The sequence below is a fragment of the Microbacterium sp. NPDC079176 genome (assembly GCF_040686675.1).
Lineage (GTDB): Bacteria > Actinomycetota > Actinomycetes > Actinomycetales > Microbacteriaceae > Microbacterium.
The window spans coordinates 292,821-316,705 of record NZ_JBFBLM010000001.1 but is presented as its reverse complement, the minus strand read 5'-3'; the positions used below and the strand labels follow the sequence as shown (position 1 = coordinate 316,705).

The 23,885-nt window shown below is 68.5% G+C and carries 24 protein-coding genes; 8 read left to right on the top strand and 16 right to left on the bottom strand.

Going from position 1 to position 23,885, the window contains the following annotated elements; all coding sequences use genetic code 11:
• Positions 1-42 precede the first annotated feature (42 nt).
• From AB0P11_RS01570 to AB0P11_RS01535, 8 genes are all read right to left on the bottom strand, one after another.
• The gene (locus AB0P11_RS01570) at positions 43-2,304 is read right to left on the bottom strand and encodes a heavy metal translocating P-type ATPase (protein ID WP_363519194.1); all 2,262 of its coding nucleotides are present in this window, start codon (positions 2,302-2,304) and stop codon (positions 43-45) included.
• Between the two features lie 69 nt (positions 2,305-2,373).
• Positions 2,374-3,336: a heavy-metal-associated domain-containing protein gene (locus AB0P11_RS01565; RefSeq protein ID WP_363519191.1), complete on the bottom strand. Its 963-nt coding sequence runs from the start codon at positions 3,334-3,336 to the stop codon at positions 2,374-2,376.
• Positions 3,333-3,545, bottom strand: a complete 213-nt coding sequence (locus tag AB0P11_RS01560) for a heavy-metal-associated domain-containing protein (protein WP_187248995.1) — start codon at positions 3,543-3,545, stop codon at positions 3,333-3,335. The genes AB0P11_RS01565 and AB0P11_RS01560 overlap by 4 nt, the downstream gene beginning before the upstream one ends.
• 146 nt (positions 3,546-3,691) lie before the next feature.
• Positions 3,692-4,630 (bottom strand): carbohydrate kinase, encoded by a 939-nt coding sequence (locus tag AB0P11_RS01555; protein ID WP_363519188.1) that lies wholly within the window; start codon positions 4,628-4,630, stop codon positions 3,692-3,694.
• Positions 4,624-6,132 (bottom strand): glycoside hydrolase family 32 protein, encoded by a 1,509-nt coding sequence (locus AB0P11_RS01550; RefSeq protein WP_285363732.1) that lies wholly within the window; start codon positions 6,130-6,132, stop codon positions 4,624-4,626. The genes AB0P11_RS01555 and AB0P11_RS01550 overlap by 7 nt, the downstream gene beginning before the upstream one ends.
• Before the next feature lie 37 nt (positions 6,133-6,169).
• Positions 6,170-7,003: a carbohydrate ABC transporter permease gene (locus AB0P11_RS01545; RefSeq protein WP_056276257.1), complete on the bottom strand. Its 834-nt coding sequence runs from the start codon at positions 7,001-7,003 to the stop codon at positions 6,170-6,172.
• A gap of 8 nt (positions 7,004-7,011) precedes the next feature.
• On the bottom strand, positions 7,012-7,950 hold the full coding sequence (locus tag AB0P11_RS01540) for a sugar ABC transporter permease (protein ID WP_201778482.1): 939 nt from the start codon (positions 7,948-7,950) through the stop codon (positions 7,012-7,014).
• The gene (locus tag AB0P11_RS01535) at positions 7,950-9,332 is read right to left on the bottom strand and encodes an extracellular solute-binding protein (protein WP_363519184.1); all 1,383 of its coding nucleotides are present in this window, start codon (positions 9,330-9,332) and stop codon (positions 7,950-7,952) included. Before AB0P11_RS01535 ends, AB0P11_RS01540 begins: the two co-directional genes overlap by 1 nt.
• 195 nt (positions 9,333-9,527) lie before the next feature.
• Between AB0P11_RS01535 and AB0P11_RS01530 the strand changes: the two genes are divergently transcribed.
• Together AB0P11_RS01530 and AB0P11_RS01525 are read left to right on the top strand one after the other, a co-directional pair.
• Entirely contained in the window at positions 9,528-10,553 is a 1,026-nt protein-coding gene (locus AB0P11_RS01530; protein ID WP_285363731.1) for a LacI family DNA-binding transcriptional regulator, read from the top strand.
• A 22-nt stretch (positions 10,554-10,575) separates the two neighbouring features.
• Positions 10,576-11,367 carry an IclR family transcriptional regulator gene (locus AB0P11_RS01525; RefSeq protein WP_363519181.1) on the top strand — a complete coding sequence of 264 codons (792 nt, stop codon included), beginning with the start codon at positions 10,576-10,578 and terminating at the stop codon, positions 11,365-11,367.
• Here the strand turns inward: AB0P11_RS01525 and AB0P11_RS01520 are convergent.
• From AB0P11_RS01520 to AB0P11_RS01510, 3 genes are read right to left on the bottom strand one after another with little or no spacing between them, the layout of a single operon-like run.
• The gene (locus AB0P11_RS01520; protein ID WP_363519178.1) at positions 11,350-12,120 is read right to left on the bottom strand and encodes an IclR family transcriptional regulator C-terminal domain-containing protein; all 771 of its coding nucleotides are present in this window, start codon (positions 12,118-12,120) and stop codon (positions 11,350-11,352) included. The genes AB0P11_RS01525 and AB0P11_RS01520 overlap by 18 nt on opposite strands.
• Positions 12,121-12,160: 40 nt before the next feature.
• Positions 12,161-13,291 carry an alanine racemase gene (alr, locus tag AB0P11_RS01515; protein WP_363519176.1) on the bottom strand — a complete coding sequence of 377 codons (1,131 nt, stop codon included), beginning with the start codon at positions 13,289-13,291 and terminating at the stop codon, positions 12,161-12,163.
• Positions 13,288-14,766: an amino acid permease gene (locus tag AB0P11_RS01510; RefSeq protein WP_082297953.1), complete on the bottom strand. Its 1,479-nt coding sequence runs from the start codon at positions 14,764-14,766 to the stop codon at positions 13,288-13,290. Before AB0P11_RS01510 ends, alr begins: the two co-directional genes overlap by 4 nt.
• A gap of 289 nt (positions 14,767-15,055) precedes the next feature.
• Between AB0P11_RS01510 and AB0P11_RS01505 the strand changes: the two genes are divergently transcribed.
• Positions 15,056-16,108, top strand: a complete 1,053-nt coding sequence (locus AB0P11_RS01505) for a homoserine dehydrogenase (RefSeq protein WP_053098477.1) — start codon at positions 15,056-15,058, stop codon at positions 16,106-16,108.
• Complete coding sequence (locus AB0P11_RS01500) at positions 16,108-17,517, top strand: aldehyde dehydrogenase family protein (RefSeq protein ID WP_363519172.1); 1,410 nt, start codon at positions 16,108-16,110, stop codon at positions 17,515-17,517. The genes AB0P11_RS01505 and AB0P11_RS01500 overlap by 1 nt, the downstream gene beginning before the upstream one ends.
• 55 nt (positions 17,518-17,572) lie before the next feature.
• Here AB0P11_RS01500 and AB0P11_RS01495 read toward each other — a convergent pair whose 3' ends face one another.
• Complete coding sequence (locus AB0P11_RS01495) at positions 17,573-18,016, bottom strand: Lrp/AsnC family transcriptional regulator (protein WP_295103972.1); 444 nt, start codon at positions 18,014-18,016, stop codon at positions 17,573-17,575.
• Between the two features lie 114 nt (positions 18,017-18,130).
• Here AB0P11_RS01495 and AB0P11_RS01490 point away from each other — a divergent pair, with 114 nt between their 5' ends.
• Together AB0P11_RS01490 and AB0P11_RS01485 are read left to right on the top strand one after the other, a co-directional pair.
• Entirely contained in the window at positions 18,131-19,345 is a 1,215-nt protein-coding gene (locus AB0P11_RS01490) for an aminotransferase class V-fold PLP-dependent enzyme (protein WP_295103975.1), read from the top strand.
• A 130-nt stretch (positions 19,346-19,475) separates the two neighbouring features.
• Entirely contained in the window at positions 19,476-20,228 is a 753-nt protein-coding gene (locus AB0P11_RS01485; protein WP_053098474.1) for an SDR family NAD(P)-dependent oxidoreductase, read from the top strand.
• 264 nt (positions 20,229-20,492) lie between these two features.
• On the opposite strand, the gene AB0P11_RS01480 is transcribed toward AB0P11_RS01485, so the two are convergent.
• From AB0P11_RS01480 to AB0P11_RS01465, 4 genes are all read right to left on the bottom strand, one after another.
• A complete protein-coding gene (locus tag AB0P11_RS01480) occupies positions 20,493-21,716 on the bottom strand; it encodes an MFS transporter (RefSeq protein WP_363519168.1) in 1,224 nt (407 codons plus the stop codon).
• 85 nt (positions 21,717-21,801) lie between these two features.
• Complete coding sequence (locus AB0P11_RS01475; protein WP_157557383.1) at positions 21,802-22,092, bottom strand: hypothetical protein; 291 nt, start codon at positions 22,090-22,092, stop codon at positions 21,802-21,804.
• A 3-nt stretch (positions 22,093-22,095) separates the two neighbouring features.
• Positions 22,096-22,425, bottom strand: coding sequence for a hypothetical protein (locus AB0P11_RS01470; RefSeq protein ID WP_363519164.1), 330 nt, complete (start codon positions 22,423-22,425; stop codon positions 22,096-22,098).
• A gap of 72 nt (positions 22,426-22,497) precedes the next feature.
• Entirely contained in the window at positions 22,498-22,947 is a 450-nt protein-coding gene (locus tag AB0P11_RS01465) for a MarR family transcriptional regulator (RefSeq protein WP_056276197.1), read from the bottom strand.
• A 123-nt stretch (positions 22,948-23,070) separates the two neighbouring features.
• Here AB0P11_RS01465 and AB0P11_RS01460 point away from each other — a divergent pair, with 123 nt between their 5' ends.
• Together AB0P11_RS01460 and AB0P11_RS01455 are read left to right on the top strand one after the other, a co-directional pair.
• Positions 23,071-23,322, top strand: a complete 252-nt coding sequence (locus AB0P11_RS01460; protein WP_187249002.1) for a hypothetical protein — start codon at positions 23,071-23,073, stop codon at positions 23,320-23,322.
• On the top strand, positions 23,322-23,879 hold the full coding sequence (locus AB0P11_RS01455; RefSeq protein WP_053098456.1) for a MarR family transcriptional regulator: 558 nt from the start codon (positions 23,322-23,324) through the stop codon (positions 23,877-23,879). Before AB0P11_RS01460 ends, AB0P11_RS01455 begins: the two co-directional genes overlap by 1 nt.
• Positions 23,880-23,885: the final 6 nt, after the last annotated feature.

The window sequence follows — 23,885 nt, the reverse complement described above, 5'->3', positions numbered from 1 at the left end:
GTCGTTCTCAGTGTGTCTCGGCGGTCGCCGAGAGCCTAGGGGTCACCGCGTCGCGATGCTGCGGAACCCGCGCAGACGCAGGCTGTTGCCCACGACGAAGACGCTCGACAGCGCCATCGCCGCACCGGCCAGCATCGGGTTGAGCATTCCCAGCGCCGCGACCGGGATGGCCGCCACGTTGTAGGCGAAGGCCCAGAACAGGTTGGTCTTGATGGTCGAGAGCGTCGCCCGCGAGAGCCGGATCGCGTCGACCGCGCTGCGCAGATCACCGCGCACCAGGGTGATGTCGGACGCCTCGATCGCGACATCCGCTCCGGTGCCCATGGCCAGGCCGAGGTCGGCCTGGGCGAGTGCGGGTGCGTCGTTGACGCCGTCGCCGATCATCGCGACCGTCTTCCCCTCACCCTGCAGGCGGGTGATGACCGCGACCTTGTCTGCCGGGAGGACTTCGGCGATGACCTCGTCGATGCCGACCTCCGCGGCGATCCGCCGGGCGACGGCCTCGTTGTCGCCGGTGAGCAGGATGGGCGTCAGCCCGATCGCCCTGAACCGGGCGATCGCCTCGGCACTGCTCGGCTTCACGGTGTCGGCGACGACCAGGATGCCGCGAGCCAGGCCGTCCCATCCGACCGCGACGACCGTCTTGCCCTCGCCCTCGGAGCGGGCCTTCGTGGCGGCGAGCTCGGGGCTCAGCGCCTGCGCCCACTCGGCGAGGAGCGAATCCCGGCCGACGATGACGGTGTGGCCGTCGACGACGCCCTGCACGCCCTTGCCCTCGATGTTCGCGAAGTCCTCTGGTGCGGGCAGTGCGCCGATCTCCTGGGTCGCGCCCTTGGCGATCGCCTGCGCGATCGGGTGCTCGGAGGCATCCTCCAGCGCACCGGCAAGCCGCAGGAGATTCGAACGGTCGGTGGCCGGCTCGACGAACACGTCGACGAGCGTCATCCTGCCGGTGGTGACGGTTCCCGTCTTGTCGAGCACCACGGTGTCGACCGTGCGAGTGGACTCCAGGACCTCCGGCCCCTTGATGAGCACTCCCATCTGCGCACCGCGGCCCGTGCCGACGAGCAGCGCGGTGGGCGTCGCGAGGCCGAGCGCGCAGGGGCACGCGATCACGAGCACGGCGACCGCCGCGGTGAACGCCGCCGTCATGGGGAACCCAGCGCCGAGCCAGCCGCCCAGCGTGACGACGGCGATCACGATCACGATCGGCACGAAGACACCCGAGATGCGGTCGGCGAGGCGCTGCACCTCCGCCTTCCCCGTCTGGGCGTCCTCGACGAGCTGGGCCATCTGCGCCAGCTGCGTGTCGGAACCGATTCGGGTGGCGCGAACCACGAGCCGCCCACCGACGTTCGTCGTGGCGCCCGTGACGGCGTCGCCCTCGGCGACCTCGACCGGCACGGCCTCGCCCGTGAGCATCGACGCGTCGACGGCCGACGTGCCCGACACCACGATGCCGTCGGTCGCGATCTTCTCGCCGGGCCGCACGACGAATTCGTCTCCCACCTGCAGGTCCTCGACCGGGATCTTGGTCTCGACCCCACCGCGCAGCACGGCGACGTCCTTCGCGCCGAGCTCGAGCAGCGCACGCAGCGCCGCGCCGGCCTGCTTCTTCGACCGCTTCTCGAAATAGCGCCCGGCGAGGATGAACATCGTGACACCGGCACCCACCTCGAGGTAGATGTTCGCCGCTCCATCGGACGGAGCGAGCGCGAACTCGAAGGGGTGGGTCATGCCCGGCGTGCCGGCCGTGCCGAAGAACAGCGCGTACAACGACCAGAGGAAGGCGGCCGATGTGCCCAGGGAGATGAGCGTGTCCATCGTCGCGGTGCCGTGGCGGAGGTTCATCCAGGCCGCCCGGTGGAACGGCCAGGCCGCCCAGAGGATCACGGGAGCGGCCAGCGCCAGCGACGCCCACTGCCAGTACGTGAACTGCAGCGCGGGGATCATCGCCATGGCGATCACCGGCACGGTCAGCACGACCGCACCGATCAGGCGAGTGCGCAGCGAGCGAAGCTCCGGGTCCTCGGCGTCGAGATCTCCGGCGTCACGCACCACCCCCTTCGGGGCAGGCAGCGACGCCGAGTAGCCGGTCCTCTCGACCTCGGCGATCAGCGCGGCCGGGTCGTACCCCTCGGGAACGGTGACCTTCGCCTTCTCGGTCGCGTAGTTGACGGTCGCCACGACGCCCTCGAGCCTGTTCAGCTTCTTCTCGATCCGCATCGCGCAGGACGCGCAGGTCATCCCGCCGATCTCCAGCTCGAGACCTGTCCCCGTGGTCGGGGGTGCTGACGTGGTCATGTTCGTTCCTTCTGTGCGATGTCGTTGTGGGTCGCAGCGGGCAGCCGCGGTGGGGGCGATGAGCGACGGTCAGTGCGCGTCGTCGTGCGAGTCGCCGTCGGATTCGGGCGCGCCGTCAGCCGGAGCGGCATCGAGCACGAACGCGGCGGTGTGCACGGCGCCGTCGACCTGGAAGTCCAGGTACAGCAGGTAGCGCCCGGCAGTCGGAGCCTCGGCGGCGAACGCGATCTCCGGCCCCGACGTCTCGCCCGGTTCGGGTTCAGCGCCCGCGGCGTGCACGTGCAGGTAGGCGAGGTCTCCGTCCCGGAGTGCCACGAGATGCCCGAACGCCCCGAGATACGGCTGCAGAGCGGTGACCGGCTGGCCGTCGCGAGTCACGGTGAACGTCAGCTCGCTCGCCGCCCCGGCCTCGAGAGCCCCGTCGACCGAGACCGTATAGCCGGCGACCTCGGCGACCTGTGTCGGCTGCGGCTCGACGGGTGCGAACTCGCCCCCCACCTCGACGGTGCGCGAGAGAGTGAGCGACGGCGCATCGGCGCCTGCCGGCGTGAAGTCCGCGAAGACGCGGTATGCGCCGGCATCCGTCCACTCCCACGGCAGCGACCAGGTGCCGGTCGACTCATCGAGCACCGGATGCACGTGGCGGTACTGGCTTCCGTCGGAGCGCACGACGATCAGGTGCAGCTGCTTCTCGTGCGCGGTGGCATACGCCGTCACCGGAATGCCGTCTGCGTCGTCGATCCGGAACGCCAGCTCACCGGGTTCTCCCGTCGATGTCGGGGCCTCGACCGGCGACATCGTGTAGCCGTCGAGCCCGAGGGAGAGCCCCTTCAGGTCGTCCGCCGGAGCACTCTCGCCCTCGCCGGAACCGGCGGCACTCGCATCGTGAGTGTCGTGTTCGTCCATCTCCGCACCCTTCGTCCAGTCACTCACGGCACTCGCGGGGACGATGACGCCGGCGAGGCCGAAGGCCGCGCCGAACGCCACCACCAGGCCGGCCCCGAAGAGGCCGAGCCGTGCGCCGGAGTTCATGACGTCCGCACCGCCGAATAGCCCGCCTCGGCGACGGCTGCGAGGATCCGCGTCTCGTCGATGGGGGCGGATCCGGTGACGACGAGCGTGCCGTTCTGAGCGCTCACCTGAACGTCTTCGACGCCGGGAACTCCGGAGACCTCTTCACGGACCGACATCTCGCAGTGGCCGCACGTCATGCCCGTCACCTGGAACTCGTTCTTCGTCATCATGTCTCCTTGTCTTCGTTCTAGTACCCCAGGGGGGTATTAGACACAAGCGTATACCCTCTCCGGGTATTCCACGATGGGCGCACGAAAATCGCACCGCACGAACCGGCCGTGCGGTGCGTGCGGTGCGTGGGAGTGCGGGCGCGTCAGCGCGAGGAGATCGCCAGCTCACTCAGGCGCGGCGGGTTCGCGCCGCGCCGGGACACGGTGACGGCCGCGCCCGCGAGCGCGGCCTCGGTCACGCGTTCGAACCGCGTCAGATCGCGGGCGTCGGGATGGAACGCGTCGGCGGCGAGCGCCGGCGCCAGCCCGCCGGACACCACGCCGTGGATGAGGCCCGACATGAAGGAATCGCCCGCACCGATCGTGTCGACCACCTGGACCCGCGGCGCCTCTCTCTCGACCGGCCCCGCTCCTCCCTCGATGAGCGAGACGCACCCGTCACCTCCCCGGGTGACGACGGCGAGCCGCGCACCCAGCGCGATCACCCGCGCGAGCACGTCATCGATCGGGCATCCGGGATACAGCCACTCGGCATCCTCATCGCTGAGCTTCACGATGTGCGACGCCGCCATGATCGCCTCGACACGCTCGGTCGCGGCCGCGCGCGGCCCGAGAAGCTCGCCCCGGATGTTGGGATCGTAGGTGCGCAGAATGCCGTCGGGCACCGCGTCGATCATCGCGCGGACGACATCCGCTCCGGGGTCGAGCACCGCGCCGAGCGAGCCGACATGCACCACGTCGACGCCGGCGGCCTCTGCGATCGCGACCTCCGCTGACACATCCCACTCGATGTCGAAGTCGTAGGCCGCAGCCCCGTCGGCCCCGATCACGGCGACGGCGCGGGACGTGCGCTCCCCTGCTCTCATGCTCGTCGGCACGACGGCGACCCCCTCCCGGGCGAGGTGCTCGCCCAGCATCCGTCCGTGCGGGTCGTCACCGATCCGCGTGAGCAGTCTCGTCGCGAGCCCGAGACGAGAGAGCCCCACCGCCACGTTCATCGGCGATCCGCCGGGGTGGGGCACACCGCCGACGACGTCGACGAGCGCCTCCCCCACGACGAGGCACCGTGCAGTCGTCAGCACGTCAGCTCGGCGACGGCGGCACGGGCGTCGAGGAGCGCTCCCCCCGAGGCCTCCAGCACGCATGAGCGATGCGCAGCGGCAGGGATCAGCGCCGTGAGCACCCGAACGCCGTCCTCCGCGAAGAGCTCGAGAGACGACACCCTGTCGTTCAGCCGATCGATCCAGATCTCCCAGTCGATCTCGTCCGGGCGAGTGGCGGGCATCGACATCGACCCGCCGACCCCGGCGGGAGGGATCAGCTCGGGGCGGACGACGTCGATGCGCCCGCTCGCGCGGTCCTGACGGATCACGACCCCACCCGCATCCACGCCCTCGAGGCGCAGTTCGACTCCTCGCGCGTCTCCGAACGCCGCCGAGACCCTGATCCGCGCGGCATCCGGCAGCTGCTCGGACACCGTGGTCGGGCCCGTCATCGCGCCGAGCTCGGTGAACTCGACGGGTGCGGCGTCGACCGCCGGCGCCTGGCGCAGACGCACCACGCCACTGCGGTCGCGGGTGAGCGAGAGCCGTCGAGGGAGAGTCATCGCGGTGCGGTACTCGGACGAGTCGTCCTGGGGGATGCGGCCGGCGTACTCCCAGTTGTCCATCCACGCGATCAGCGTCCGCTCGCTCTCGGCGAGGCCGTCGAAGGTGACACCGGCGTAGCAGTCCGGGCCGAAGTCGATCCAGCCGTACGCCTCGAGCTCGTCTCGTGATTGACTGCGGTCGACCATCAGCCGCCGCGAGGGAGTCGGATGCGGTGCGCTCGCGCGGAACGTCGTGCCGTCGAACTCCCCCACGACGTAGTGGGTTCCCGATCCCCCCGCGATGCCCCCGGGGTTGAGGCTGATGAGCAGCACCCACCGCGAGTCGGTCTCATCGCCGTCGACGGCGAGCCGGAACATGTCGGGGCACTCCCAGACCCCGCCGACGGGTCCCGCGGGGCCGTACGACGAGAGATACGTCCAGGTCGTGAGATCGTCGGACCGGTGGAACAGCACCTGCCGGTCGTGGGCTTCGACCGCGACCATGACCCAGTACCCGCCGTCGGCGTCGTCGTAGCGGAACACCTTGGGGTCGCGGAAGTCGCTGGTGCCACGGTCGAGCACCGGGTTGCCCTCGTACTTCGTCCAGACGTATCCGCCGTCGGTGCTGTACGCGAGGGCCTGGGCCTGATGCCCTGCAGCGGCCGCCGTGTAGAGGGCGACCAGGGCCGGCTCCTCGGCGGTGCCGAATCCCGAGGTGTTGCCGTGATCGACCACGACGGAGCCGGAGTAGATCTGCGCCGCGTCGTCCGAGAGGATGGCCGGCTCGTGCTCGGTCCACCGCGCGAGATCCGTGCTCGTCGCATGCCCCCAGCTCACGTTCGAGTGCGAGATCCCGTGCGGGTTGCACTGGAAGTACAGGTGGTGGATGCCGTCGTGGAAGACGAGTCCGTTCGGATCGTTCATCCAGTTGTTCCGCGGTGCGAAGTGCGTGCGCGGGCTCGTGGTGCGGACCGGAGGAGAGTCAGTGGGGGTCACCGGGGTAGTCGTCTTTCTCTGTGATGGGGGGCGTGCGTCACTTGCCGACGCCGGCTGTGAGTCCCTCGCGCAGCGGCTTCTGCCCGAAGAAGAACACCAGGAGTGCGGGGATCATCGAGAGGATCACTCCGGCGAGCACCGTCGACACGCTGCCCGTGCCGAGGTTGCCCTGCAACGTGACCAGACCGAGCGGCAATGTGAAGTTCTGCTCGCTGATCGTCATGATCAGCGGACGGAAGAACTCGTTCCAGTGGTAGTTGAAGGCGAGGATGCCGACGATCGCGAGACCCGGGGTCGCGAGCGGCAGGTAGACGCCGAAGAACGTGCGCCAGGGGCCCGCTCCGTCGAGCTGGGCGGCCTCTCCCAGCTCGGTCGGGATGCCCATGAAGTACTGCCGCATCAGGAAAGTGCCGAATGCCGTCGGGAGCGCGGGGACGATGAGCGCGAGCAGCGTGTCGGCGAGGCCCATGCCCCTCACGAGCATGAACACGGGGACGATCGTCACCTGCAGCGGCACCATCATCGTCGCGAGGATCAGGGCGAACAGCAGCTTCTTGCTGCGGAACTCGAACTTCGCGAACACATACCCGGCCATCGCGGCCGAGAGCATCTGACCGGCGGCGACCAGCACCACCACCAGGGCGCTGTTCCATGCGTAGAGCCAGATCGGGATCTTGGCGAAGACGTCGGCGAACGCATCGAACCCGACGCTGACCTCCTGGGTCACGGGGTCGGTCGGCGAGAGCGCCGTGATCAGGGTCCAGACGACGGGACCGATGGTCAGCAGGGCGGCGAGCCCGAGAAGGGCGAACTTTCCGCCGGTGCCGAGGGTGTAGAGCCAGGAACGCTTCGAAGACACTGTCGTGGTCATGATGGGCCTCACCCGTAGAAGACGAATCGGCGGCTCAGCCGGAACTGGATGGCCGTGACGAGCATGATGAGAAGGGTCAGCACGATGCCGATGGCCGATGCGCCGCCGAAGTCGAGCTGTCGGAACGCGGACTCGTAGATCACCATCACCGCGGTGCGGGTCTCGTCGCCGGGACCGCCTCGGGTCAGCACCCACGGCTGGTCGAAGATCTGCAGCGCGTTGATGATCGCCATCACCGATGCGACGAGCAGGGTCGGGCTCACCAGCGGCAGCGTGATCATGCGGAACTGAGTCCACCCGGCCGCGCCGTCGAGGGAGGACGCCTCGTAGACCTCACTCGGGATCGCCGCGAGACCTCCGATGAAGAGCAGGAACGTGAACCCGAAGTTCTGCCACACGTAGACCAGCAGCACCACGACCTTGGCACCGAGGCCGGTCGTCAACCAGCCGACGTCCGCGATGCCGATCAGGTTGAGCGTCTGATTGACGAGCCCGAACTCCTGATTGAACAGGTACGCCATGATCAGCGAGACGGATGCCGCCGACAGGATCAGCGGGAAGAACAGCGCCGACCGGAAGAACGTGCGCAGCCAGTTCGGCATCCTGGACTGGACCAGCACCGCCAGCACCAGAGCCACCGACAGCTGCAGGATGACGGCGACGACGACGAAGCCGATGGTGTTCAGGAACGAGACGCTCACGGTCGGGTTCGCGGCGAGGTCGACGAAGTTGTCGAATCCGACGAACACCGGATCGGAGATGATGTCCCAGCGGAAGAACGCCAGGACGAACGATCCGATGATCGGCACGAAGTTGAACAGGCCGAGCCCGATCAGCGTCGGCGCGAGGAAGACCCAGGTGAAGACGCGCCCCGATCGGGCGACCGTGCCGGTCTCCCGACGCAGCTTCGTGGGCACCGTGACGGTGCGGGTGCTGCTCTCGGACATCAGTTGCCCCCCAACGCGAGCTCGAGATCTCGCTGCATGGTCTCGAGTCCTCGGCGGACGCCGGACGGACCGTTCGTGATGGTCGACACCACGTTCTTCAGCAGGGCGGATTCGACGGCGGCCTGCTGGGGCGGTGCCGGCATCGGACCCGTGTCGGGGAACTTGTCGAGCGTGTCGTAGAAGACGTCCCAGTGCGCCGGCCCGACTCCCGCGCCGTAGAGCTTGGCGTTGAGTGAGCGACGGGGGAGCGACGAGTCGGGTTTCGAGTGCGCGATCGTCATGCCCTCGACCGAGACACAGTACTTGAGCCACTCCCACGCCTCGTCCTTGCGCGGCGAGGTCTCCATGATCGCGTAGCCGCCCGCGCCGAACTGGTGCCGCTGCCCCGCCATCCTCGGGAAGTAGGTGACGTCGTAGGCGTCGTTCGCGACGCCGGCCTCCTCGAGGCCGCGCACCCAGAAGCCGCCGGCCGGGGTCATCCCGACGGAGCCGGTGGAGAACAGGGAGACCAGCTCGTTGCCGCCGCCCTGCGCCGGGTTCGCCGCGAGCCCTTCCGAGACCATGCGCTCGAGCACCGAGAAGCTCTCGACCGCATGCTCGTTGAGCGCGTCGGCCTGCTTCCACACGTAGCCTCCGCTGCGGGCCGGCTGATCCGGATAGAAGCGGTCCCAGAGCCAGCCACCGCCGGTCGCCTTCTCCTCATGCAGGAAGCTGGTGTTGTTCACATACAGCCAGGGCACCACTCCGCCCCACAGCCGGTTGTTCCAGAAGTACGGCAGGAACTGCCCCGAGGCGCTCTTCTTCATCGCGCGGGCGGTGCCGAGGAAGTCCTCCAGCGTCCAGTTGTCGGCGGGACGCTCCAGCCCCGCGCGCTCCATGGCCGTCGTGCTGTAGAACACGTTGGCGGCGTTGAAGTTGTCGGGCATCTGGAAGAGGCTGCCCTGATACATGAACGCCTCGATGAGGGTGGGGTTCACGTCATCGAAGTACTCCTGCATCTCGGACGCGTCACGACGCACGAAGTCGTCGAGCGGGTGCGCGAGGCGCGAGGCGAAGAGCTGCGCCCCCTCGGTCGCGACGGTGACGACATCGGGTGGCGTGCCCGCGGCGATCATCGTGAGGATCTTCGCGAAGTACTCGCTCCAGTCCTGACCCTGGATGGCGACGATGCGCACCTCGACGCCGGGGTGCTTGCGCTGGAAGCCGTCGATCAGCGACTGACGAGCCAGCGCATCCTGCGCGGTGCCGAAGAGGGCGACCGTCAGAGTGTCCTTGCCGCGCCCGGGGATGTCCGATCCGGTGAGCCTCGGCCACGAGACGACGGTGCCGACGATGCCCAGTCCGATCGCGCCGAACAGAGCCCTGCGAGTGAGATCAACCACGATGTTCTCTCCTGTGTGATGACTTCGCGGCACGGATCGAGAGTCCCGGGCTGCGATGCTAAATTGATTCAGCATCGCCGAGAGTAGCATCGTCGAATCGCGGTCGCAATGATTTTGCTAAATCAATTCAACACGGGTGGTTTCGGGGCTCGGCATCCACTGCCTATGCTGGATCGCAGCGACTGGAGGACGCCGATGCCGAAGAGAGTGGATCGCAGACCGACGCTCGCCGACGTCGCGGCGCTCTCGGGCATGTCGAAGGCCTCGGTGAGCATGATCCTCAACGATCGACCGGGGTCGCGACTCTCCGTCGACGCGGCGCGACGGGTCAAGGCCGCCGCCGAGGAGCTGGGCTATCGCCCGAATCCCGCGGCTCAGAGCCTGCGCCTGGGCAAGACGAAGACGCTGGGTTTCATCTCCGACCAGATCACCGTCACCCGCTACGCCTCCGAGATGATCCGCGGCCTGCTGTCGGCGGCGAAGGAGCACGGCCACACCGTCCTCATCGCCGAGACCGAGGGCGACGACGCGACCATCGCCGACGAGATCCAGGCGATGATCGACCGCCGGGTCGACGGCATCCTGATCGGCCTCCTCGGCGCCCGCATGATCGAGGTGCCCGAGACGCCCGCAGACGTCCCCGTCGTGATCGTCAACGGCATGTCGACGACGGGTCACCCCTCGGTCCTGCCCGATGAGCGCGTCGCGGGCCACGCGATGGCGCGCCTGCTCACCGATGCCGGGCATCGCCGTGTCGGCGTGATCGGCAACAATCCCCGTGCGGTCTCGTCCCCCGTGTACTCGGTGACCATCGGCTCGCGATTCGACGGCATCCGCGCCGCGTTCGCCGAGGCGGGCGTCGATCCGCTCATCATCGACGTCCCCGAGTGGAACCCCGACATCGGATACACGCGGACCCTGCAGATGCTCGACGCGCACCCCGACCTCACGGCGATCCTGGCGGGCAACGACGGCGTGGCGTTCGGCACGTACCAGGCGATCGCCGAGCGAGGGCTGAGGGTGCCGGACGACATCTCGGTCGCCTCCTTCGACGACGAGGAGCTCGCCAGCTTCCAGCGCCCGGGGCTCACGACCGCCCGGCTCCCGTACGACGTGATGGGTCGCACAGCGGTCGAGATGCTGCTCGGCGAGCGGCCGCTCGACGCCGTGCTGATCCCCATGCCGGTCATCGAGCGGGCGTCGATCCGCCGTGTGAGCTGACGCGCAGCGGTAACCTCGTTCCATGCCCCCCGCGACGCCGAGTGTCCCCTCGTCGAGCAGCATGGGCCGAGGACTCGATGTGCTCTCCTCCGTCGCGACTCTCACCCGCGACCTCCGACCGGCCACGGTCAGCGTCATCGCGGATTCTCTCGGTCGCGAGCGCTCGCAGGTGTCGCGCACGCTGGCGAGCCTGGAACGCTCGGGCCTCGTGACCAGAGCGGCGGACCGTTCATTCGCCCTCGCGTGGGGATGGTACGCCGCCGCCCAGGAGCTGAGTGCACAGCGGCTGCGCACGCACGGCCTGGTGGTGCTCGAGGACCTGTCGTCGCACCTCGGCGAAGCCGCCTTCCTCAGTGTGCTGCAGGGCGACACGACGCTCACCATGCTCGAGAGCCTTCCCGCGGACTCACGCATGATCGGGTCGTGGATCGGACGCGCCTACCCCGCCTATTGCAGCGACGCAGGCCGTGCCACATTGTGGGACGCGCCGGCCGACGAGATCCGCGCGGTGTTCCGCGCCACCGAGTTCTCACCTCAGGGGCCGAACACCCCCACCTCGATCGACGACTTCCTCGCACGGCTCGACGACGATCGGCGCCGAGGGTTCGCGATCGTCGACCAGGAGGCCGAGCCTGGTCTCTACTCCGTCGCCGCTCCTGTGTGGGACCACCGCGGCGAGGTCGTCGCCGCGGTCCAGGTGATCGGCACGCGCGACGTGATGGCGGAGCGCACGGCGACGTGCGGCGAGGCGTGCGCCCGCGCTGCCGCCGAGCTCTCCCGAGAACTCGGCGCCCCTTCAGCCGTTCTCGCGTGAGGGCTGATCCGCGCCCGCTGCGGCGCTGAGCTCGCCGGCGAACTGCATGAGCAGGGCCCGCGTATCCCGCGTGATCCCGTTCGGCCGATGCCTGCCGCGCACAGCCAGGGAGGCGATGACCTCACCCCTGCTGCGGATGGGGAGAGCGAACTCGTCGATGCCCTCGTCGTATTCCTCCGCCGCCGCGATGAGCGAGTCCGCGCGGTCCCGCTCGAGCAGCGCCCACACGTCGCGCGTCGAACGAGCGGCCGTCGGTCCACCGACCCCGACGAACTGGACGTCCTCGAGCAGCGCCTCGAGCTGCTCGAGCGTGTGATCCCAGAGCAGCGCTCGACCCGCGCCGGTGCACCAGATCGGCGTGACGAGCCCCTCACGGATGGAGCGATCGAACCCGTCGGCCGACCTCTCGCAGCGCAGCAGCACACCGCGCGCGCCGTCGGCGATCGTGATCAGGGCGTTGACACCGCGCTGCGAGGCGAGCGCCCGCAGAGCGGCTCGCGAGGCCCGCAGCCACGTCGTGTTGAGCACGGCGGCGGTGCCGAAGAACTCGGGCCCCGCCGAGAACAGCGCATCGTCGTCTCGACTGAGGAACTGTCGCGCACGCAGCTCCTGTGTGAGCCTCGACACACGACTGCGCTCGATCCCGGTGTGCTCCGCAAGACGCGACGCGTTGAGACCCGGCCGCGCGCGGCGCTCCTGCGAGACGGCGGCGTCGAGGAGCTTCAGTCCCTGCACCAGAGACGAGGAAGCCACCACCGGTCCTCCTTCGCTGCGGGTCGAGATCACCGCAATCCTATCCGTCGCCGACCACGCGACGACGAGGGAGAAGGCGTCCCCACGCGACGTAGAGGTCGGCGGCGATGTGACCGTGGGCGCCCTCGACATCAGCCGAAGCGATCGTCTGGTCACCCTGACGGCCGAACAGCACGGCCTCGTCGCCGGCCACTGCGTCGTCTATTCGGGTGACGTCGACGAGAAAGCTGTTCATGGCGATCCGATCGACGATCGGTGCACGTCTCCCCCGCACGAGCACCTCGCCGGTGCCGCTGAGGCTGCGATGGATTCCGTCGGCATACCCCAGGGGGATCACGGCCAGACGCGCATCGTGGTCGAGACGGTGCCAGCGTTCGTACCCGACGGTGCTTCCGCGACGGTAGGGGTTGATCGCTGCGATCCGGGACGCGACCCGCATGGCCGGTCGCAACACGCCGCCCACGGCATCGGTGTCCCCGTACAACCCGGCTCCGATGCGCACGAGATCGAACCGGGATGCGGGCACCCTGAGCGCCGCGAACGTGGTCGCGCAGTGACGCACGATCCGATCACCCGCACCCGCCCGCACGCACACCGCGCGCGTCTCCGCGTCGAAGCGGGATGCACCCTCGACCACGTCGGCGATGTCTTCGCAGGGAAAGTGGGAGCACAGGCCGACGACGTCCAGGTTCGGGTCTGCGAGAACGCCGGTCACGGCATCCATCCCCGTGGCCTCGCCGAGGTCGATGCCGTCGCGACCGAGCCCGGTCGAGTTCAGCGAGAGATGGACGCGCATCCTGACCCCCTGCGCTGCCGCGACGGCTCCCACGATTCCCGCGTGCGCGGCACCGCCGATCCACTCCTCCACGCCGAAGCGGATGCCGTCGCCGATCTCGTCGCGTCCGCCGGGGCGCACTCGCATCAGTCGCCCCGTGAAGCCCGCCCGCCGCACGGCGGCCGCGTCGTCGTTGGACGCGACGCCGACGATCGTGACCCCCTGCGCGGCGAGCACCGGAGCGACGATGTCGATCCCGTGTCCGTAGGCGTCGGCCTTCACGACCGCGCAGAACTCGACGTTCTCGCCGAGTTCTGCGCGGATCGTGCGGACGTTGTGGGCGATGGCGCTCTCATCGATCTCCACCCACCCGGCCGCGGACACGGGGGTCGTCACGCCTCGACGGATTCAGCCTCGTGATCCTGCACGACATCTCGCGCGCCCTTGCGACCGTGACGCCACCAGAAGTACAGGTAGCACGCCCCGACGAACGGGATGCCGAAGTAGAGCGCGGCGACCTGATTCGGGTCGAATGCGATCGCGATGATCGAGATGAGCAGCAGCGAGAAGGCGACGATGGGCAGCGCCGGGTAGAGCGGCGTGCGGTAGGCGAGATCCTGCACGCGTCCCCCCTCGCGGAGGAACCTGCGCCGGTGGAAGAACTGCGAGGCGACGATCGACATCCACACCGCGACCACGGCGAATCCGGCGATCGACACCAGCACCAGGTACACCGTGCCCGCCGCGACCACGCTCGTGAGCAGTGAGACGAGGCCGATCAGAATGCTGACGCTCAGCGCGATGAGCGGCACACCACGCCGGGTGAGGCGGGTGAACGCCTTCGGCGCGTGGCCCTCCTCGGCGAGCGAGAACAGCATCCGTGCGCACGAGAAGAGTCCGCTGTTGCCGGCGGAGAGGAGCGCGGTGATGATGACGAAGTTCATGATGTCTGCGGCGTACGGGACTCCGACGTACTGGAAGACGTCGACGAACGGGCTGCTGGTGACGCTGGCCTGGTCGTACGGCAGGATCGCGGCGATGACCGCGATCGCCCCGACGAAGAGCACAACGAGTCGCAGCACCGTCGAGCGCAGGGCACGAGGGATGTTCTTCGCCGGATCCTTGGTCTCGCCCGCGGCGACACCGATGAGCTCCGAGCCGCTGAACGCGTAGAAGACGGCGAGGGCGGTGACGATCACGCCACTGAACCCGTTCGGGAACAGGCCGCCGGGAGTCTCAAAGTTGCTGAAGAGGAGTGCGGGCGGGTGCTCGGGCGAGAGGGGCGTGAACCCGAAGATCGCCGCCCCGCCGAGCACGATCAGGCCGACGATCGCCACGACCTTGACCAGCGAGAACCAGAACTCCGCCTCGCCGAACACACGTGCCGAGATCGCGTTGAGCAGGAACAGCACTGCGGCGAAGATCAGGCACCACACCCACACCGGCACCCCGGGGAACCAGCGCTGCATGAGGATGCCGGATGCCGTGAACTCGGACCCGAGCGCGACGACCCAGCACAGCCAGTAGAGCCAGGCCGTGGTGAAGCCGGTCGCTGGGCCGATCGACCGGGAGGCATAGATGTGGAAGGCACCCGAGACCGGATAGGCGACTGCGAGCTCGCCCAGGCACGCCATGACGAGGTAGACGACGAACGCCCCGATCAGGTACGCGATGATCGCGCCGAGGGGGCCCGCCTGCGAGATGGTGTAGCCGGAGCTGAGGAACAGCCCGGAACCGATCACACCGCCGAGCGCGATCATGATCAGGTGCCGGGCATCCATGGTGCGCTGCAGCCGACGCAGCGGCACCTGAGTGGCCGTCGTGTTCGGCAGGACGTTGGGGAGGGGCTTCTCGCCGGGAAGAGGCGTCATCGGAACTCTCAATCGGGTTGTATGTGCATCATATTCACATCTATGTGCCAATGACGCATCTTGTTGATGATCTGCGGGGACACTATCCGCTGCGTCATCGGGTGCGCAAGAGCACGACCATGGATTGCCGCCTGCAGCCGCCACCGCCGACATTCCGCGCGGGAAGCTGCCGATCCGTCACCTCACGCTGCCGTTCTGACAGGCGCGTACGGACACCACCGGCGCTGAGGATGGAGCCATGTCAGCACGGCGACGCCGGCGACAGCCCACGTAGAGAAGGAGAACTCCCGTGACTCACCACGACCTCGCCCTCATCGGCTTCGGAGGCGTCAACCGCGCCCTCGCCGAGATCATCCGCGACCGCGGTACGGAGCTCGCGTCCGACCTCGGCTTCACCCTGCGGGTCGTCGCGATCACGGATCTGCGGTTCGGCTCCCTCATGCAGAGCGACGGCATCGACCTCGCTGCGGTGCTCGCGATGACAGGGGATGACTCGTTCGCCGGTATGCCCGGCGGCGACGTCGACCCTCGCAACGACCACGTCATCCGCACCACGACAGCGGGCATCATCGTCGAGGCGACCTACACGAACCCGATCGACGGCGAACCCGCGATCTCGCATGTCCGTGCTGCCCTTGAGAGCGGCAAGAGCGTCACGACCACCAACAAGGGACCCGTCGCGCTCGCAAGTGCCGAGCTCAACCGGCTCGCCGAGCAGAACGGGGCCCGATTCGAGTACGAGGGCTCGGTGATGAGCGGCACGCCCGTGCTGCGGCTGGCGCAGCAGACGCTCAAGGGGCTCCGCATCAGCCGCATCCAGGGGATCCTCAACGGCACGAGCAACTTCGTGCTCGGGCAGATGGAGTCGGGCAAGTCGCTCGACGATGCCGTGGCGGAGGCTCAGGCGCTCGGTTACGCCGAGGCCGACCCCACCGCCGACATCGAAGGGTCGGACGTCCAGCTGAAGGTCGTGATCCTCGCCAATGAGCTGCTCGGCGCCGAGATCACGACGGCCGATGTCTCGCGCGTCGGCATCAGCGGGATCACCGCGACCGATGTCGTCGCGGCAGCGGCGGCCGGCGAGCACTGGAAGCTCCTCGGAACGATCTCGCGCGACGAGTCCGGCGCCGTGACGGCATCCGTCCAGCCCCTCTCGCTGGCCGCCGACCACCCTCTCGCGGGTATCTCGGGAGCGACCAACGCGATCGCGTTCACGACCGATCTGCTCGGCACCGTCACGATGTCGGGCCCCGGTGCCGGACGCCTCGAGACGGCCTACGCTCTGCTGTCGGACATCATCGCGATCGATGCGCAGCAGGCGTCGCTCGTAGGAGCGGCGTGATGAGCGCGCCCTCCGTCGAAGCTCCCGTGGCGCACGCGTCACTTCTCGAAGTGCTCGATCCCTACAACGGAGAGGTGATCGCCCGACTCCCCCAGCACTCGGTCGACGACGTCGACGAGATCATGTCGCGGGCGCGGCTCGGTGCCACGCTCTCGCGCGATCTGTCGAGGTTCGCGCGGCATCGGATCCTGGAGCGTGCCGCGCGGATCCTCGAAGGCCGCGCCGAAGAGGCTGCCACGCTCATCGTGCGCGAGGCAGGCAAGACGATCACTCAGGCGCGCAAAGAGGTGCAGCGCGCGGTGACCACGATCTCGCTCTCGGCGGAGACCTCCCGCGCCTTCGACGGCGAGGTCATCCCCTTCGATGCCTACGAGGGCTCCGCGAATCGTCGTGGCTGGTACACGCGGGAGCCGCTCGGGGTGATCCTCGCGATCACGCCGTACAACGACGCCCTCAACCTCGTCGCGCACAAGATCGGACCGGCGATCGCCGGTGGCAACGCCGTGATCCTCAAGCCGTCGCAGTTCACCCCGCTGACCGCGCGGTTCCTCGTCGAGGTGCTGCTGGAGGCAGGACTCCCCGATGAGATCATCACCGTCGTGCACGGAGACCGTCATGTGGCGCAGGCGCTCGTCGCCGTGCGCGACATCCGGATGGTGTCGTTCACCGGGGGATTCGCGACGGGCGAGGCGATCGCCCGCGCCGCGGGCCTCAAGAAGCTGGCGATGGAACTCGGCGGCAACGCCCCCGTGCTGGTGTTCGCGGATGCCGACATCTCGGCCGCCGTCGAGGCCTGCGTATCCGGCGCGTTCTGGGCGGCGGGGCAGAACTGCGTCGGCGCCCAGCGCATTCTCATCGAGCGCTCCGTGTATGCCGAGTTCCGTGACCGATTCGCGGCCCGCACTTCGACGTTGCGCGCAGGCGACCCGGTGAACCAGTCGACAGATGTCGGCCCGATGATCTCGGTGGCCGCGGCGACGAACGCGGAGCGTGTGGTCGACGACGCCGTGCGGTCGGGGGCACGCGTGCTCGCCGGACACCGCCGGGAGGGCTCGGTGTACTGGCCGACCGCTCTCGAGAACGTCTCTGCCCATTGCGAAGCGTGGAGCAAGGAGGCCTTCGCCCCCATCGTGGTCTTGACGCCGTTCGACACCGAAGACGAGGCGGTGGCGGAGGCGAACAGCATCGACTACGCGCTGCATGCCGCGGCATTCACCTCCGACATCACCCGCGCGCTGCGAGTCGCCGAAGCGCTCGACGCCGGCGGCGTGATGATCAACGACTCCTCCGACTACCGCATCGACAGCATGCCGTTCGGTGGATCGAAGTACGGGAGCATGGGGCGCGAAGGCGTGCGCTTCGCGTACGAGGAGATGACCCAGCCGAAGGTCACCTGCATCACCACCTGAGATCTCCTCGCAGAGGGGGAGGGGTCCGCGGGGGATGCCCTGCCCCTCTGCGAGGTCATGACCGATCGACCACCCGGGTCAACGACACCGCCGTCACGGTGTTCGCGACTCCGGGCAGCGCGGCGAGGATCTCCCAGATCTCGCCGATGCGATCCATCGACTCCGCCTCCAGCGTCACCAGCAGGTCGAAGTCGCCCGAGAGCACATCACACCGACGCACTTCGGGAATCTGCGCGATCTGCGAGACGACACCGCCGCCGCGCATTCGATCACTGCGGTAGACGAGCACGATGGCCGAGACCGGCGAACCGCCGGCGCGTCCGGGGACGACGCTGTAGCCGCCGATCACGCCCTGCCGCTCCATCCGCTCGATGCGCTGCTTGACCGCGTTGCGCGACAGATGCACCCGAGAGGCGAGAGTGACCAAGGGGATGCGGGCGTCGTCGGTGAGCGCCGTGAGAATCTGGCGATCGATCTGATCGAGATGAAGCCGCTCCATCGGGACCTCCTGGTTCAGTCCGCAAAGTGTGCAGTATTGGCAATTGCGTGTGTCTATTATGCACCTTAGGGTGGAAGATGGCACTGGAAGACGGTGCAGAACGAAGGAGTCACGATGAGCGCTCGACCCGACCGCAAGGATCTGCACACGCTGTCCGACCTGAGCTTGGCCGTGCACGGGGGCAATCAGCTCGATTCGACCCTGGCGCTGCGCACTCCCCTCGTGATGGCCAACTCGTACCAGCTGCCCGACGACCCGAGCGAGATCAGCTGGTCGGCGACTGCGCCGGGGCTCTACACCCGCAACACGGGAGTCAATCAGGCCGCACTCGAGCAGAAGCTCGCCGCGCTCGATGGAGCCGAGGACGCGGTCGCCCTCGCTTCCGGAGTCGCCGCCCTGCACGCGGTGTTCTTCACTCATGTGCGCGCCGGCGACCACGTCGTCGTGAGCGACGTGGTCTATGAGGCCACGTGGCGCCTGTGGACAGAGCTGCTGCCCCAGCGCTACGGGCTCGACGCCAGCTTCGTCGACATCAGCGACCTCGACGCGGTGCGGGCGGCCATGCGCCCCGAGACGCGTCTCGTGTGCATCGAGGCCATCGCGAATCCGACCACCAAGGTCGCCGATGTGAGCGCGGTCGCCGAGATCGCCCACTCCGCCGGCGCCATCCTCATGGTCGACTCGACGTTCTCGCCGCCGCCGTTCTACCGACCGATCCACGACGGCGCCGACCTGGTGGTGCACTCCCTCACCAAGTACCTCAACGGCCACGGCGACGCCATGGGGGGCTCGGTCTCCGGCCGGCGCGATCTCATCCAGGCGATCAAAGCCGACGCCATGGTCGACGTCGGCGGCATCATCTCGCCCTTCAACGCGTGGCAGATCCAGCGCGGCACCGTCACCCTGCCGCTGCGCCTGCGCCAGCACTTCTCGTCGGCGCTGCAGATCGCGCAGATGCTCGACGCCGACACGCGGGTCGAGTACATCTACTACCCGGGTCTCGAATCGCATCCGGACCACGCCCTCGCCGTGCGGCAGTTCGGCGGACGCGGCTTCGGAGGCATGATGGCCTTCGCCGTCACGGGCTCCCCCGACGTGCAGAACCGCTTCGTCGCGAACCTGCGACTCATCACCTCCGGGTTCTCACTCGGCCACGACGACTCGCTCATCGTGCACACGGGCACCGAGGGCGGCCGTGTCGCCACCTATCCGGCACCCTTCCGAGAGTTCGGACACCTGCGTCTGTCCGTCGGCCTCGAAGATGCCGACGACCTCCTCGCCGACCTCTCCGCCGCTCTCGATCTCACCTTCGGCAGCGCTTCGCGGTAGACAGCGCATGCGACGGCACGGATCCATTCACGTGCATCCATCTCCCTGAGACAGGCGTAGGCTGGAGACCTAGGACGGACCGTCCGAGAAGATCTCCCGGCACCGTGACCGTCCGGAAGAGGAGTCACTCGTGGCTCAGTACGACGTCTCGAACCGCTCGGCGATCGTGACGGGAGCAGGCAGCGGAATCGGACGCTCGACCGCTCTGCTGCTCGCCCAGAACGGCGCCTCCGTCGTGGTCAACGACCTGAACGCGGACAACGCGAACGCGGTCGTCGAGGAGATCCGCGCCGCCGGCGGCATCGCCGAGGCATCCGTCGGAGACGCGACGGACACCGACTGGATCGCCAGCTCGGTCGAGCTCGCGAACACGCTCGCCCCGCTGCGCATCGGCGTGAACAACGCCGGCATCGGCGGCGCATCCGCTCCTACCGCCGAGTACGACGACGCCGCGTGGGACAAGGTCATCTCGATCAACCTCAACGCCGTGTTCCGCAACATGAAGGCGCAGATCCCCTCGATCCTCGCGAACGGCGGCGGCTCCGTCGTCAACATCGCGTCGATCCTCGGCAGCGTCGGCTTCGCGAACTCCCCCGCCTACGTCGCCGCCAAGCACGCCGTCGTGGGCATGACCAAGTCGGCCGCCCTCGAGTACTCCGCCCAGGGCGTGCGCGTGAACTCGGTCGGCCCCGGCTTCATCGACACCCCCCTGCTCGCCACCATGGGCGACGAGGCCAAGGCGTTCCTCGTGAGCAAGCACCCGATCGGTCGCCTCGGCCAGCCCGACGAGGTCGCGAACCTCATCGCCTTCCTCGCCAGCGACGCCGCCAGCTTCATCACCGGCAGCTACCACCTCGTCGACGGCGGCTACACCGCCCCCTGAGGCTCGGTCGCCACGCGCCGCTGTCCGCGCCGCGCCGTTTGCAGGACGAAAACACGGATGCAGGGCGAGATCGACCATCTCGCCCTGCATCCGCGCTTCTGTCCTGCATCCGGCACCGACCTACCCGTCGGCACCGGATCAGGTACCCCGACGCCCCTCCGTCACCCGAGACGGTCCAACCGCAGGGTCGCCGTGGCGCTGTGCGCGGCCATGCCCTCGGAGTCCGAGATCACTCTCACGGCCCTCCGTGGCCGACCCGAACTGCTACTCCCGAACCTTGCGCTTCTCGAGCACGCCGGCGAGAAGCACCGCGACCAGAGCTGCAGCCGGGGCCACGATCAACCCGGCCCGCAGGCTCTCGGTGTCGGCGATGAAGCCGACGATCGGCGGTGACAGCAGGAAGCCGAGCCGCAGCAGCCACGACACGACCGTGAGCCCCACTCCCGGTCGCAGGCCGGGCAGTTCGTCCGCCGCATGCATGGCGGCCGGGATGAGCGTCGCGATGCCGAAGCCGACGGGGGCGAATCCGGCGATGGTTCCCGGCACGCTCGGGAAGATGAGCGCGAGTGTCATGCCCGCTGCGGCGATCAGTCCTCCGACGCGGGCCACCGCGCGCTGCCCGAACCGGTCGGTCATGCCGTCGCCCAGCATCCGGCCGATGAACTGTGCGCCGACGAGCGCGATGAATCCGAGCGGCGCGATGGCGGCCGCGGCGCCGAGCGATTCACTCAGATAGAGAGTCGCCCACGAGTTGCCGGCGTCTTCGGCCACGGCACCGGCCATCGCGATGAGCGTGAGCGCGATGATGATCATCACGGTGCGAGGGCTGACTCCGCGGCGCACGGCGCTGCCCAGCTCGACCGGCTCGGCCGTCGCCTCCGCATCCGCCTCCTCATCGCGTCCAGGCAGGCAGAACCAGAGCGCGGTGAAGGCGACGGCCGCGAACACCGCGGTCGAGATGCCGAGATGCACGCCGAGCGGCAGCTGCAGGGCGATCGCGGCCGCGGCCATGCCTCCGCCGAGAACCGCGCCGATCGACCAGATGGCGTGGAACGAGTTGATGATCGAGCGGCCGTATCGCCGCTGCACGCGCAGACCGTGCGCGTTCTGGGCGACGTCCGTGATCGCGTCGGATGCCCCGCCGAGCAGAAGGGCGACGGCGAAGAGGATGCCGGAGGGCGCCAGTGCGGCCGCGAGCAGGCCGAGCCCCGTGGCGATCGTGCCGAACACGGCGATCCGCGCCGAGCCGAATCGACGGATCAGCACGGCGGCGAGAAGACCCGCGGCGATCGCGCCGGCAGGGAAGGCCGCGATCGCGAGGCCGTACCCGGCGTTGTCGAGCCCCAGAGCAGCCTTGATCTCGGGGTAGCGGGGCAGGATGTTGGCGAACAGTGCGCCGTTCGTGAGGAACAGCGCCGAGACCGCGATGCGCGCTCGGCGCGACGCCTGGTCGACAGCCGGCCGTCGAATCGATTCGATCGAAGTCATAGCAACGACCGTACACGTCGAGGGACGCCGTCGAAAATCGCCTTCCGCGTCGCGTATGCCACCCGTGCGGCGATCGCGATCGACCTCAGTGGAGCTGCGGTTCGCCCTGTGCGATCTCTTCGGCGATCACGGATGCCGCAGCGACCGCTGCCTTGGCGGCATCCAGGTCGTCGAACTGGCCGATGAAGTCGGACTGCGCTCCGAAAGCCCGAAAGCCCTCACGCGGCGTCCCCGTGATCGATCCGAGGAACTGGCGCCGGTCATTGCCGACGTGGAAGCCGGGATCGACCTCGACCCACAGCCCTCGCGTCCGCGAGGCGCCTCGCACCCGCGCGCTCGTCGCCGCCTTCGCGGCATTTCTGATTCGTACGGACATGGCTCACGCAGTCATCGCGTGCAGCACACGCGACCCCGTGAGCGCCGGAGCGAACTCACCTCGGGTGAGGTCGAGCCCGCCGGCCGAGTTCGCCGCGTTCATCATCGAGACCACCAGCGAGCGGTCGATGCTCGGCTCCTCGTCCATGGCGAACCGGAGGGGGATGGAGGCGTGCACCCAGAGCGTCTCGATGGCGCCGTCGCCGATCGAGAGGGTCAGGGGGAAGGACTCGTTGCGCCGCAGCTTGGTCACGATCACCAGCCGCAGGTGGGTCAGCAGCTCGTCGTCGATCTCGATCGGTGCGGCGGTGCTTCCGTAGGTCAGGTAACCCATGTTCTCTCCCTCACGCTCAGACTGGCTTGAGAAATAGATTACTAGGTTACCTAGCTAAATCCCAGTCGGACGTCAGGGAAGGTCGCCGATCTCTTCCGTCAAGCGGTGCAGGAACCGTGAGATCGCATCGGTCTGCTCGGGCGTGAACTCGTCGGCGAGGGCGGCGATGCGCTGCGTGAGCTCGTCGCCGGGCGAGTGGAGATCGCGCAGAGAGGGTCGCAGAACCTTCGATCGCGCGTCAGCCGGATGCGGGGCGACGACGATCTGGCCGCGCTCCTGCAGACGGCGCAGCAGGCTCGTGATCGCGGCCGTGCTCACGTTCAGGTGCGCAGCGAGTCCTCCCGGGGTCGCGGGAGCATCCGCCGGCGCCTCCGTGATGTACCTCATGGCCTCACGATCGGTGTCATTGGGCGCGCGCAGCGCGGCGAGACGACGGCCCAGCTGCGCCTCGGCGCGACGGAGTTCGTCGACCCGAGCGACGAGATCGGTCGACGTCGTTCTGATGTCGGTCCTGCTGGCCATGTGTCACCCCCTGACCCCTCCATGCTACTCGAAAGACAGGTAACGAGGTGGCCTAGCGAATTCCAATGCCACCAGGGACTCTGATCGGGTGCGAAGATAGAACACGGGCAGGAAAGGGACGTCATGGTCGAGCGATTCACACTCGAGGATGCGGGGTACATCATGTACGCCGACATGCTCGATCGCCTGCGAGCGCGGTTCCCGTCGGTTCCCGCCTGGCGGCTCGACCAGATCGTGGCCGCCGAGCACGACGCCATCACGGGCGGACTGCTGCGGATCGTCCCTGCCGAGGTCGAAGCCGGCGCGATCGAGATGCTCGCGCGCGAGCATGGAGAGAACGAGGGATCCCTGAGCGATGACGGCGAGGTGGCGTGATGGAGCGCTCTGAAGAATTCGGCCGATCGGGGTACTGGTACCCCGACTCCGACAGCGCGAGCACGGTCGACGTGCTCAACATGCTCCGCCGCTACCGCTCGGCCGAGACCGCCATGCGAGCCCGCACCAGGGCGTCGATGGGCATGAACGAGACCGACCTGGTCGCGCTGCGATTCCTGCTGCGCGAGCAGCGGGCCGGCCGCATCGTGCGCCCGATCGACATCGCCCGCATGCTCGACATCTCCACGGCGTCGACGACGACCCTCATCGACCGCCTCGAGAAGGGCGGGCACGCGAAGCGCGAGCCGCACCCGACCGATCGCCGCGCCGGGGTCGTCGTGCCCACGGTCAGCAGCGACGACGAGGTGCGCGAGACCCTCGGCGCGATGCACCGGCGGATGCTGTCGCTCGTCGACGAGATGAGCGACCGCGAGCGTGGCATCGTGACGCGATTCCTCGCCGGCATGACCTCGGCCATCGAAGAGGCGTCGGATCTCGATCAGGAGCTGCGCGACGTCATCCGCTCGCACGAGGAGTCCGAGCCCTCCGGCGAGTGATCCCTC